At 31.8% G+C, this 12,909-nt stretch carries 10 protein-coding genes; 4 read left to right on the forward strand and 6 right to left on the reverse strand.

Annotated elements, in window-relative coordinates; all coding sequences use genetic code 11:
* On the reverse strand, positions 1-425 hold a 425-nt coding region (locus D8862_RS09340; protein WP_142998962.1), incomplete at its 3' end, for a hypothetical protein.
* 302 nt (positions 426-727) lie between these two features.
* Between D8862_RS09340 and D8862_RS09345 the strand changes: the two genes are divergently transcribed.
* The gene (locus D8862_RS09345) at positions 728-1,591 is read left to right on the forward strand and encodes an LpxL/LpxP family acyltransferase (protein WP_185760861.1); all 864 of its coding nucleotides are present in this window, start codon (positions 728-730) and stop codon (positions 1,589-1,591) included.
* Positions 1,592-2,509: 918 nt separating this feature from the next.
* Here the strand turns inward: D8862_RS09345 and D8862_RS09350 are convergent.
* Positions 2,510-2,707, reverse strand: a complete 198-nt coding sequence (locus D8862_RS09350; RefSeq protein WP_125450170.1) for a hypothetical protein — start codon at positions 2,705-2,707, stop codon at positions 2,510-2,512.
* Between the two features lie 205 nt (positions 2,708-2,912).
* On the opposite strand from D8862_RS09350, the gene D8862_RS09355 reads away from it, so the two are divergent.
* Positions 2,913-3,374 carry a hypothetical protein gene (locus D8862_RS09355; RefSeq protein WP_125450172.1) on the forward strand — a complete coding sequence of 154 codons (462 nt, stop codon included), beginning with the start codon at positions 2,913-2,915 and terminating at the stop codon, positions 3,372-3,374.
* A gap of 1,039 nt (positions 3,375-4,413) precedes the next feature.
* The gene (locus D8862_RS09360) at positions 4,414-5,382 is read left to right on the forward strand and encodes a tyrosine-type recombinase/integrase (RefSeq protein ID WP_125450174.1); all 969 of its coding nucleotides are present in this window, start codon (positions 4,414-4,416) and stop codon (positions 5,380-5,382) included.
* Positions 5,383-5,580: 198 nt separating this feature from the next.
* On the opposite strand, the gene D8862_RS09365 is transcribed toward D8862_RS09360, so the two are convergent.
* Positions 5,581-6,852 carry a replication-relaxation family protein gene (locus D8862_RS09365; RefSeq protein WP_125450176.1) on the reverse strand — a complete coding sequence of 424 codons (1,272 nt, stop codon included), beginning with the start codon at positions 6,850-6,852 and terminating at the stop codon, positions 5,581-5,583.
* A 960-nt stretch (positions 6,853-7,812) separates the two neighbouring features.
* Positions 7,813-8,700 (reverse strand): replication initiation protein, encoded by an 888-nt coding sequence (locus D8862_RS09370; protein WP_125450178.1) that lies wholly within the window; start codon positions 8,698-8,700, stop codon positions 7,813-7,815.
* A 948-nt stretch (positions 8,701-9,648) separates the two neighbouring features.
* Between D8862_RS09370 and D8862_RS09375 the strand changes: the two genes are divergently transcribed.
* A complete protein-coding gene (locus D8862_RS09375) occupies positions 9,649-10,035 on the forward strand; it encodes a hypothetical protein (protein ID WP_125450180.1) in 387 nt (128 codons plus the stop codon).
* Between the two features lie 678 nt (positions 10,036-10,713).
* On the opposite strand, the gene D8862_RS09385 is transcribed toward D8862_RS09375, so the two are convergent.
* Both D8862_RS09385 and D8862_RS09390 read right to left on the reverse strand, forming a co-directional pair.
* Positions 10,714-11,985, reverse strand: coding sequence for an MFS transporter (locus D8862_RS09385; RefSeq protein WP_125450184.1), 1,272 nt, complete (start codon positions 11,983-11,985; stop codon positions 10,714-10,716).
* On the reverse strand, positions 11,982-12,909 hold a 928-nt coding region (locus tag D8862_RS09390; RefSeq protein WP_142998963.1), incomplete at its 5' end, for a HesA/MoeB/ThiF family protein. The genes D8862_RS09390 and D8862_RS09385, both read right to left, overlap by 4 nt.

Here is a 12,909-nt window from a genome sequence, read left to right on the forward strand (position 1 = left end):
CAACTTCCTAATCCTCCGATTCCTAAGATTAGAACTACTGATTCTTTTAATTTTTTTTGAAAATCCCAAGAATTTATAACAACAGGATTAAGGTCACCAAAAAAATCCACTTGCCTTTTATAGCGGTTAATCTCTTGGGTGGAAAAGGATTCTGTATGACTAACATCATACGTTAATATTCCTTCTTTTCTCAGTTCTTCAATTGTTTCTAAAAATTCTTGTTTGTTAAATTCAGGGTATTTTTTTTTAATTTTATAGTATATATCATCTACATCATGCTCTATTTGAATTAGTTCCAAAAACACATGATATTCGTCTGTAATATTATATATTTTGTGAACTCCACTAGTAGATATCGAAAAGTGGATATCTCCATTTTTCCTATTGTATAGGACACTTACACCCTTTTTTATATAAATATTCATGGCATTCTCCCTGGTATACAAAATAAGAAGGTGGGGTCCCACCTCCTTATTTTAAACTTGGAATAAAAAATATATCCCTAACTACTTTCAATTAGCAGCTTCCGTTTTTTGTGTCTTCTGAAAGAACTTTAACTTCGTTAATCTTTTTCATTTTGAGGTCCTCCTTTTTTTGATGATGATATTGTAACAAAAAAAAAATCAGAAATCAATAGTTTTTTTAGAATTTTTAAAATTTTTTTAAAATACAGTTTTTTACGACAATTAAGACATTTTATGGTAAAATGTCCATAGGAGGTGTGCTAATGAACAGTACTGATTTATTTATAGACTACGATGTTTTTCTAAAAAACTACGAAATTTACAAGACAATGAGTGATATACCTAGTTTTGATTTTTATAATTCATTAATAACTTTAATTAATCCTAGTTACAACAAAGAGTCTATTCGACGACTGGGAGAGTATAAAGAGAAAGTTAAAAACGTAGATAATGCATTATTTACAAGTGATTTGCAAGAAAAATGGGCACAGAATCAATTGACAGTTTCTTTAGAATTGATTATATCTATTTTATATGCTGATAAAATAGATATACAAAGTAATGACTCATTGGACGGATTAAAAAATGGAAAAGGAAAAATTCTATTCTATCCTCATTATGGATCATATATGTCTATATTACCCTTGTTAGCAAGTCAAGGTATAAAATTTACAGTACTTATGGATGAGGGGATGACACATTTTTGGGATGAAATATTACAAAAAGTTTCCTATGGTCAAAATATAAAATTACATGGGATTCAAAATAAGAAATCTATGATAAATGTTTTACATGATATTAAGCATGGATACAATTTGATGATGTATCCTGATTTTACGGCTGGTGAAACACCAGAATATTCAGGTGATTTCTTATCAAAACATGCTTATATCCCACAAGGGCCAGTTAAAATAGCGCAAAAACTGCGAACAGACCTTTTACCGGTCGCTATGGAGTATAAAAACAACCAACTTTTACCTGACATTACTATCGATAAGCCAATTGATTGCAGCAACAGCAAAGAAGCTGCTATGAAAATGATGATATATATGGAGAAAATCATTAAAAAAGATTTAAGTAAATGGTGGTGTTGGGAAATCTATAATGATATTATTTTAAAAAAATAAAAATGATAATTTTAAAAAACAAGTTCAAAATCTTAAAATAGAAAGTGAATCTTTTCATGGAAACTACCTAGCTTATCTATAAAGAAGATTTTAACATACACTTTGTCCCGCATCTCAAAAGTTAGACAGAAAAAATCTAACTTATGGGGTGCGGGACAGACGGTATCCTTTATATAAATTTTACTTAAGAGGATAAATTAAATAGTAAATTCTTCTTCCCCTATTGATTTGATTTTTATGAAATCTTGTATTATACTATAGGTATCAGCTATGTTGAAGGCGGACCCTTTCTAAATGAAAGGAGAATAAGGATGAATGAAAAGATTTAAAATCAAAGAATCAAAATCAAAGTTCCTGTCTCTCCAATTCAAATCTAAGAAAGGGAGACAGGCTATTGTTTACAATTGCAGCTGTCACACTAGTATTTGTCGGATTGACATTTCTAGTTGGATTAGGACAACTATTTGTATCAGTAATTAAGCTTTTCTTAGACTTAAAAGAAAAGCCGTAGCCATTTTCCGTCTGCAACGACACCACCTGCAGACAGAAATATTGTTTAATTGTGGGTTCGTTTTTAGCAAAGCTGGACGGGGGGCTACCAACCCTCCTTTTTTACATCCTAAATAATAAAGAACGTCTTGCATACCACCTGCAGACGTTCTTTTGTTTTGTTTAATTGTGGGTTCGTTTAACAGCTTTAAGTAGGCACCACCCTACCGTTAAAAATGATAATTTACTACACCTTTAACCAACTGCTTAACTTTATCTATAACTATGATATAACATTTCACGCGCGCTGTCAACGATTTAGCGAAATTTTTAGCTAATATTTTTGAAAATAGTCTATAAATCTTTTAAATTTCATTTTTTTCGATTTATTAAATTACTTTTAGTGCATTTTATAAATTTTAGCTATTTTTAAAAAACCTCCTCTCTATCAATTCCTGGATAGGGATCTTGATCATTTAAAATCCTAATGAAACAGTCTATGCTAGATTGTAGATGAAAAAGCTCGCTGTTTATTGCTGCTGTATCAGATATTTCTGCTAATCGACCACACTGCCGTTGCATATGCCAAATTAATTTTTTGATATTTTTTTCTTTTAATCTATTCATACTTTAATTATATATTTTACAATTCTAGTGTGTTGTAAAATCCCTGAAATGCTAGAATTTTCAGCTCAAAAATAAAATAATTAAAAATTTTTAAAATATCCCTTGACATTTTATGAAAATTAGGATATACTAGCATAACTAGTATTACTAGCATTTCTAGCGTTACTAGAAGGGTGTTTTATTTTTTAAAAAGGAGGCCGAAATTATGGCAAACAAACATGAAATCAATTATCTCGTAGCTTTACCTGTGGTAAATGTTGATTTCCAATCAGCGAGAGAGGTACTGGATGCGCACTTGAATAAAGCTAAGGATGCAGGAGCTGTATACTTCAGCACAAGTAATAGAATAGACCCTAAGAAACTGGAAAAGGTAACCCAAGTATTACTTGTAAGCAAATTATTTACTTATATTGCTGATTTAGTCGGCTATGACTATTTTGAAGATAAATCAGCCCCTTCCGACGTTGTTAGTTATGCTCCAGCAATTTTCGCAGAGGATCAAGACAATCATTGGTTAAAATTAGCAAATATCAGACCAATTGGCTTTGATGAATTGAATACTTTCGAGATGGTAAATAAGAAAGTACAAGACAAGTATAATGGTGTTGGTAACTACGTCATGAACACTGGACGTCTGCAGGTGTTCTATGCCAAGAAAACATTCTAAGTGTAGTAAATTACAAAAGAGCATTTCGTATTAACGAGATGCTCTTTTATCTGTAAAAGTTGCAGCCTATTAACCTAAAAACTCGGTTTCGATAGCTCGAATCAAGTTTTCTCTATCATACTTTGATTTGTCCATGGTTTTCTGTTACTCTAGTAATATATAAAAAATTACAGGGTTAAATCATGACAAAATTAGAGAAAAAATATGACGAATTAGAGGAGTTTTGGTCTCCTGCCGTATTTTTCGGAAAGTTATCGAATGTTTTTTGTTTATCAAAAAAAAAAACTAATGACGAGTAGAGTTTTTTTTGATAGAATATTACTTAGGGGAGGGTATTATGCTCCCCCCCGAGGGAAACATGTCTGAACCTAACGAAATAGCGTCTCATTAATCAAATAATCATTGTCGAACATAATCTGATATGGCGGGTATTTCCAAAAAGGACATGAAGATATGAAAAATATTTTCTATTTTTTGGATAAGATTTACAAGAACCGTAAAAGGGTGATTGCGTTAGGCCTACTTATTCAGTTTGGATTTGTAGTACTTAAAGGAATCTTATCTATAATTTCCTCGCAGTAGCCTATAAGGACATTGCGAATATAGGGGGAAGCATCGTGGTGGGTGCTCCCCTTTTTTGAATAAAAAAATAAGAACAGGGGAAACTGTTCTTATTTTTCATCTATAATTCCCTCAAAATAATCTATAAAGACATTCCGAGAAGTTTATACAAACATAGTGGTGGGGTTTGTATATATCGAAGACATGAATAAACTAGGGTATTAAGCTTATTCCTACCTTCAATATATACATTCTACCATTTTTTTTTGAAAAAATCGTAAAAAATGATTTTTTTTTTGAATTTTTTATCTTTTCATCATAATTTTTAAGTTTTTTTGATGAAATTTTATATGATGAGTTTCCCAATTTAAAAATCCTGACTCTCTCTAAATTATGAATATCAATTAATCCTATCATACTTTGATTTGCCCATGATTTTCTGTTACTCTAGTAATAGATAAAATTACAAGGTGAAATCATGACAAAATTAGAGAAAAAATATGACGAATTAGAGAATTTTTGGTCTCCTACCGTTCGATTATATGTAGATTATTTTTTTACTACAAATACAAAAGACTTATACAACTACCGTAAGTTAAATAGCTTGAAAAAATTCCTTGATTTCTACGCGAGTAACCATCTTAAAAAGGCTACTAATGAATTAACCATGGATGATTTAGAGCAAACACCTGTAGAAATTGTTGCAGATTATGTCAACTCTTTAGAGTTAAAACCAAACGGGAAAAGACGATTTATCAGTGTTTTAAACTCATTTTGGAACTACTACACTGTCTCATCGTTCTCAGGTAATAGAAAAGCTCCACACTTTTACCGCAATGTTATGAACGAATGGATCAATGAGTATGGTATGCTTTCTCTTTTTACATCAAAAAGAGGGACAGGAAACACAGTACGAGTAATTCATTATGATTTGCCATCTATGCTATACCTCTTTGATAAAATTGATAAGAATGAGAAACTTACGAGGCCCTATGACTTCTTCCCTTATGAAGCAGCTGGATCATCTAAATGGCTGACAAATAAAGACAGGGATTTAGCAATCATCGCTTTACTTGCTGGAACTGGAGTTGATATTGAACAATTAGCGCAAACTACTTATAGAGATATTGACTTACACAAACAGACGTTAACAATTATATCTCCTAAAGGTGAACGGATCAAAAAACCTATTGTAAGTGAGTTTATCCACTATATCTCACCATATATTAAAAAAAGAGAGAAATTGCTGGCTACTAATACTAGTGATTCTCTATTTCTCGACTTTAAAAGAAAACCATTAACTGCTCCAAAAATATCAGGAGTAATAAGTAGGATCGATGCCATTTTTGGAAAAGCTTTATCAGCAGCTATTTTAAAACAAACTCATTCGCGCATTCTACTTGAGAAAAACAAGGATTTCTTGGATTTGATTCAAAGAAAAAAGTAAGATGCAACCAAATTCACTCACTTTTTTCTCATGTATTCCAAACTTTCCATGTTTCGGTAGTGCTATTGATACCTTTAACTCGAAAACCCTACTTTTCTGCTACTTTTAACTCAGGTAACCCTACCTTTTGTTATTTTTAATTCAATTTTTCAATAAATAAAAAAGAGATACTTAAATAGTACTCTCTTTTCACTTTTATCATCTTATATAGAGCGCCATGAGAAATTCACTGTGAGGGATTATGTAGTATTGTTTCGTGATTTCAGAAGAGAATACTACCCCAATCATAGCGTACTCGTCTTTGTATCTCTCGTAGAGTATCTCAAAATAATCATAATTGCTAACGTCACCATAGTCCAATTTTACAAGGGGCATTTTTACCTTGTCAAAATAATCATCTATGTAAGTCAAGATTAAAGAGAATGGACTATCAAGATCTTCCACTAATTCAGCCGATACTACATCATAAGGTAAAACATATTCAGTCCTACATTTGTGTAACAGCCTTTCGTTTTCTTGGCTATCCTCAGTCACTATATCGTGCATGATAGCCTCTGTAATTTGAGATAGAGCATTGACCTCTGGGAGTGCAAATAAGGTCACGTTACTCTCTTGTGTTTTATCGTAATAAAATAGGCCACTATCTCCAAAAGGTACGGTATACAAATTGTTAATGAAATTCATAATGCGCACATGTAGACGATTATCTTTTGGCTCTGAAATATTGTCAAAGACAAAGAAGATTGTATCTCCTCGATAATACTTCTCTTCAAAATATCCCCATATTTTCCCAAGCAGCTTGAAATGAGGCTCTGTATTTCTGTCATACTCAATAAAATACCTCTGACCTTTTACAAAAATAACTGCATCTGGGACAAGTGATATAAGTTTTCTATTAAACGGGAAAAAGTAAGTGATGTTCAATTCTCTGGGTGATAAATCTGTGCACTGTTCAACTATTCGTCTACCGATTTTCAGCGCCAACTTTCTTGTATGATAATCATGTAGATGTATTTTTCTGATCCCATCTTTACCACCAATCATTTTATTTGTCTTGAGGCTATAATGCGAACCTCTGAACTCTGTAACCTCTGTCAGTTCAGTAAGGCCTGGGATCTCATGAATGATATCTAACAGCCAGTCAGCAAAATACTTAGGAACATATAAAAACTTAGTCTTACCTATTCTGTAATTGTCTTCAAAGTGACTTAGTGGCATTCTGCTATTTCCTATGAAGGAATAGAGGGTTTTGTTATTCAACTCTTTGCCTGTAAGGATGTAATACTGATCCAGTATCATTTCTCTTGAAAAATACCTTAAGCGAATTAAATGATACATGAGTAAGATTGTATCTCTTGTGAAATATATCTTCTTTTCACTATTTGGATTTGGTAAATAATAAGCCACTACATCTTTTGGAATATGCTCTGTTTTTTCTTTACTTTTTCTTTGTTTTTTCTTGTTGTTCATTAATTATCTCTCTCTTAAACTCCGATTTCTTCTAGGTGATAGCTGTTTTTATCTATAGTTTATCATGATTGTTCTCTGATGAACAGTCAATTCAGGCTATCATAGCCGAAATCGGACTTTCCTCTCAAAATTCAGCTCATTTTTAGCATCTACAACACGTTCGATTTATTGTCCAAATTTTAGTCATATTCTAAAAAATAGTAAAAGTAGAGGTGACACCCCTATAAAGTCACTTTGGTTTAAAATCGACTCTCCGCCTACAGGGACATGGGTTTTCGGTTCTTTTTTGAACCACTATGTTTCTCGACCTAAAAAACGATTAACCACCTCTGTTGTATTTTGTTGTAAATTAAGCAGCATCAAGGGATTACAGCAACCTTTTTTACTTAGGATGTTTCTCAGCCTAAAAAACGATTAACTACCTCTGTTGTATTTCGTTGTAAATCAAGCAATATCAAGGATTTACGGCAACCTTTTTTACCTAGGATGTTTCTCAATTTAAGAAACAATTGACCATCCCAATGCAATATAGCTATAAAGATAGTAGCATCAATAAGTTAATAAACTCTTTTTTAATCTCTATCTTTCTCAAAGAAAAAGGGCTGCATACGCAAGCCTCAACTCTTAATATAGGTCCAAAAATGACATTTGTACACCTTAAATATTTTTTGAAGGATTTAATGAGCACTAGTTAACGATTCTTACTCCCCCCGTTTAAACAGGGGGGATTTTTTTAATTTTTGGAAGAAATTGACCTTTTTAAGTTTCAAAATGAGAATAATATAAGTATAAAGAAAAAATAAAGGAGAACTAATATGGAAAATTGGATTTTTAATATCTATTTATCCTTGCAAATCTTAGTATCTATATTGGATATTGTAGATTTCGTTAGATACAAATATCATAGATAAATAGAAACTAGAAAAGGACTTGCATATGCAAGTCCTCATTAGTGATTATTTAATCTTCAAATATGTCCATCTGCTCTGGTAAAACCTCTAATGATTTATTGTCTAATCTAGCTAGCATTTCTTGTTTTTTACGCTCCAGTTCAGCCCTCGTTTCATTACTCGTGGTATTTATGTAATCAGGATTTGACCACGAAGGAACATTCGACTTATTTTTTTTTGCTTTTTGACTTGGTTTAGGATTATTAAATTTGTTTGGATCATATGATGCAGCTGTTTCTGGTTTCCATGTAAACTCATATCCAAGTACGGGATTCCCACGCTTGTTTGATTTTATTTTTCTGACTTTTAAACCTTCAAAATATGGAGACAGTTGTTTTATAATTGGTTTCACTACCGCACGATCAATCTCGCTTGATTTATAAGTGTCCGGCATATCCAAGAGTGTCTTAAATTCTTCAATCTTGAATTTCCTTTTTCCATACGTACGCCACTGCTTTAAAAGTCGATAGGCTGTTTTAGCATATGTTGAACGAATATTGGTAAACTCCTCAAGCTCATATTGGGTAAACTGCACTTCAAGTTTATTGATGATGTACTCAAATTTAGACGACACCTCAACTTCTACGGTCCGTTCCAATTCGTCAACTCGAAAATATGAGAATAAATTCATGACTAAGTACGAGTGTTCAGTACGCTCATAGTATTTTAAATCCACCACTTTATCTGCGACTGATCTCATCGTTTGTGACCATCTAGGTAGATGCATTTCCTTACTTGCTATCCCTCTAAGTTCGTCAGCGTTAAATTTCATTAATTTAGTGCCTTCATTACGAGCCTTAGCGATTATCGTAAAGAAAAAATTCATTTCTTCAGATGTCCATTTACGCATCACCACAGTATTTAAATCATTGTGATATTTTACTACTTCATTGCTCATTTATATATACCTCTATCTTGTATTGATTATAGCACAAACCTCATTATTAAGCAAAAAAAATATTTATTCTTTATAAACTGACATTTGTACACCTATAAACTGACATTTGTACACCTATAAACTGACATTTGTACACCTATAAACTGACATTTGTACACCTATAAACTGACATTTGTACACCTATAAACTGACATTTGTACACCTATAAACTGACATTTGTACACCTATAAACTGACATTTGTACACCCATAAAAGTTGAAATCCTTAGAGTACCAATGGATTTGCGAACTGCTAAACATATAATAAATAATAATAAATATATATAAAAGAGTCTCACTTCGTTTCGACACCTCTACCCTTTTGAAAAAATTTTGACGTTTTTACCTCTTATCTAACCACTTGCAAATATAATGGACCAAAATCTCCACTTCAATAGCAAGTAAGATATTAAAAATAATATCCATCTTTATATCCTCCTTTTTAGATAGATTTGCAGAAAGGCCTCTACAACTATGATCGTATCATGACAAAAAAGGGATTTTTTACGCTTTTCACTACAGTACAAAATTTAAGACGTCATCAGGCGCCATATTTTGGCCGTTAAGGGGCTTTCTGCTAAATAGTCGGTGGTGGGTTTACCTTGGACTCTTTAAGGGGCGAATACGTTCTTATATAGTCTTAAATAAGTGCTTAGTTTTTATTTAGCATTCCTTGATGGCAGCAAGAAACTAAATCAGGATAAAAAAGGAGTCTACATTATAACAACAGAAGAAAAATTGAATCAACCTGCAGGAACTATTAAAGAAGGTGTTAAAAAAACATCTTTCATAAAAAAAGTTCATGATTTTCATACATATTATGCGTGTAGAATTGTGTAGAATATGCTACAATGTATCTACACATAGCGTTATAATTGTATATCAACTGAATTTAGTAGAGGAGCAAAAAATGAGTGTTCAAATAAGCATCCGAGTTTCTAAGGAACAGAAAGAGAAATTTGTAGAACTAGCTAAAAATGAAAACAAGACAATCACGCAATATATACTTGATCGTTGCATTGTAGAAAATAGCTACACAGAATATAGCAGTGTAGATGATGATAGCAATCGTGTAGAAACTGTATTGCATGAGCAAATTAAGCAGCTTCGTGCTGATTTTGATAATGAACGAAGATTTTATATTTCTCAGATTGATGAAAAAGATGGGCAAATTGCAGATATTTTAGAAACTAACAACAACCAACTCCAGTTGATTGGAGCCCTAACTATAAAAAATGAAACACTACTTTTGGAAACAAAGAAGAGTTGGTGGCAACGTTTGTTTTCAAAAAGATGATAAGGCTATTATGAGAGCTTATGGTTTGACAAAAGTAGTAGATGGACAGGAGACTTGGCTAAGTGAAACAGTAGCAATACTATTTGAAATGTATGAAGAGATTAGACCCAAATTAGGTCTATTTTTTGTATAACTGCCTCCAATTTGCGTTTTTTCATACAAAAAATACGCATTTTTGATGCTGACAGGACAATTCTGAGCATTTTTCAGATTTTTTCGTAAGTAACATATCACTAAAACCCTTAGAGCCTCAAGGACATGCGCAGTTTTATTAAAACAACTTTCCGAAAAATACAAATTTTTCGGAAAGTTGATGCGGATATTATACAATATAATTTTTTTAGTTGATTTTGGTTTATACTTGATTTATGCTCTATGTCACTCAAGTTTAGAGCAAGATGACACTATTTGGCTAGACTTAAGTCCAACAATCGGTCACGCACAGTCTGATTATAGACCTGATATTGTCATAATCAAAAAAAAGGCTTATTTAAAGTGAAAATAAATTTTTTCAATGCTCTTAGCTATGTAATGTGTGTTCAACCTAAAACGATTGACATTGTAGTACGTGAATATGTTCAAGATGCGTATCTGTTTTGTCAGGAGTTAGAAGAAGTATCGGGAGTATTTTACCAATACTTCTTTAGTAATAAAAAATGAATCTTATCTAAATATAGATTACTCTAATCTTAGTATTCTAAAAATTTTAGGTAACATTATAATTATATATATTAGGAGGATTACTCCCCCAAATATGAATATCAACCCTCCATTCACTTCTTTTTGAAAAAGATAAGTGAATACTAGGGTACCTATTGGCATGATAGATGTATTTAGTGTAAATAAAGTACTCATTACTCTGCCTAAAAATTTTGTTTCGATGGTACTTTGAAGGTAAGTCATCACAATAATATTTAAAACAACAAGAGTAAACGCTATGATTCCCATAAATATACTACCAAGAAAAGAAATAATAATTTGAGAGTTAGTTGATGCAAATGTGATGCCTAAACCAATAATAGCCATAGCTAAGAGAACAAGTGGCATGGTTATCTTACTCGAGAGTAAGATGTTGTTTTCTTTCTTATCTGGCAATAGTGACATTGAAATACTGGCTAAAAGCATTCCTACTGCGGCCATAGTTTCAAGCATTCCTACTGTCGAGTTATCTAACAGAAGTTGTTCTTTTAATACAAAGGGAACCCCAATACTGATAGATGTGTAGAAAAAATTGAGAATAACACTTACAAGAATAATGTATTTTACAATTTGATTTTCTTTAAGAAATTGAATGATTTCTTTGACTCCATGCAGAGGATTTTTACAATTCGTAGCCTTGTTCTCTTGCTCGTTATATTCATAGTAAAATTTCATACTAAGTAGAACTCCTAAAGAGAGGAGGTTTGCAAAGATTTCAATTAGAATAAAACCTGCAAAACCTAACCAACCATAAAAAATGACTCCAATAGCTGGAGAAAGCATGGTTGCAATTGCAATGGCAGTCTGTGTAACAGAACTTAATCTTTGAATTTTTTTATCATTTACTAATTCATGAATTGAGGCTGAATAACAAGTATCACTTATATTGACTGTAATAGAGTGAAGTATTACAAACGGAATTACTAGGTATAAGATACTCGAAGAATCCATAAGAAAATAAAAAGCATAGAACAAAAGAAAGGTAAAAATTCTAAAGATGAAATTATATAGCAAAATTTTCTTGTGTGGGTATCTATCTACTAGATTACCAATGGGAACTAAGAAAATCAAACTGACTAAAGGATAAATAATCATATTAATCCCAAAACTCATTGCAGATTTTGTTTGATCCAGTAGCATCAAACCTAAAGCAAAATTGAAAGATTTCCCGCTCAAAGAGCCAATGAAATTGCTAATAAAATCTTTTATAATTTGCTTATTTGAGATACGGTCACTAATTATATTTTTCATTTACACTCTCCCCTGCAAGTACTACATTTATCTACTTCATCTATTTCCTCCCATTCAATTTCAAAAGTATTTATATTAAAAAAACCTCTCCTGTTTAAAGTCTTGATTTCATCTACATCTGTAATTAATTTAACACATTCCCATGCTTGTATACTAGCAATTATGTTAGACAGTACTGAAATAGCTCCTGCAGATTTTCTTGTATTAATTACTACTTCTAAATCGGAATTTTCAACCTCTTTCTTATACTTTTCATCAAAACACTTCCAACATGCAGATTTATAAGGAATTATTGAAGGACCTATCAAACCTGTATGCCCGTTGTAACCTCCACCAATGATATGTTTTTTGTCGAATTTCATACATAATTCTGAAACCCAGGTAGAAGTTGTATTAATGTCGGGAAAGTCTGCACAATTTATAATTACATCAGATAAACAAATTTGCTTTTTTAAATCAAGTAAGTCAGTCTTATTTTCAATTTTTTTATTAATTTTTTCAACTACAAGGTTGTCATTAATAAGCAATAACTTTCTACTAAGGGAATCAATTTTTTTAGTTCCAATATCATTAATGTCATATAAAGTTTGCCTTGTTAGGTTGTGCTCCTCTACATAATCAAAATCACAAATAATTAGTTTTCCTATCCCCATCATTGTCAACAATTGAGCAATCCAACTTCCTAATCCTCCGATTCCTAAGATTAGAACTACTGATTCTTTTAATTTTTTTTGAAAATCCCAAGAATTTATAACAACAGGATTAAGGTCACCAAAAAAATCCACTTGCCTTTTATAGCGGTTAATCTCTTGGGTGGAAAAGGATTCTGTATGACTAACATCATACGTTAATATTCCTTCTTTTCTCAGTTCTTCAATTGTTTCTAAAAATTCTTGTTTGTTAAATTCAGGGTATTTTTTTTTA

Origin of the sequence: Streptococcus oralis (assembly GCF_003942585.1) — a bacterium.
Lineage (GTDB): Bacteria > Bacillota > Bacilli > Lactobacillales > Streptococcaceae > Streptococcus > Streptococcus oralis_BE.

Bases quoted from the DNA above. Each gene is read 5' to 3' on its own strand.
- D8862_RS09345 (WP_185760861.1), top strand. From the start codon at position 728: ATGAACAGTACTGATTTATTTATAGACTACGATGTTTTTCTAAAAAAC.
- D8862_RS09350 (WP_125450170.1), bottom strand. From the start codon at position 2,707: ATGAATAGATTAAAAGAAAAAAATATCAAAAAATTAATTTGGCATATG.
- D8862_RS09355 (WP_125450172.1), top strand. From the start codon at position 2,913: ATGGCAAACAAACATGAAATCAATTATCTCGTAGCTTTACCTGTGGTA.
- D8862_RS09360 (WP_125450174.1), top strand. From the start codon at position 4,414: ATGACAAAATTAGAGAAAAAATATGACGAATTAGAGAATTTTTGGTCT.
- D8862_RS09365 (WP_125450176.1), bottom strand. From the start codon at position 6,852: ATGAACAACAAGAAAAAACAAAGAAAAAGTAAAGAAAAAACAGAGCAT.
- D8862_RS09370 (WP_125450178.1), bottom strand. From the start codon at position 8,700: ATGAGCAATGAAGTAGTAAAATATCACAATGATTTAAATACTGTGGTG.
- D8862_RS09375 (WP_125450180.1), top strand. From the start codon at position 9,649: ATGAGTGTTCAAATAAGCATCCGAGTTTCTAAGGAACAGAAAGAGAAA.
- D8862_RS09385 (WP_125450184.1), bottom strand. From the start codon at position 11,985: ATGAAAAATATAATTAGTGACCGTATCTCAAATAAGCAAATTATAAAA.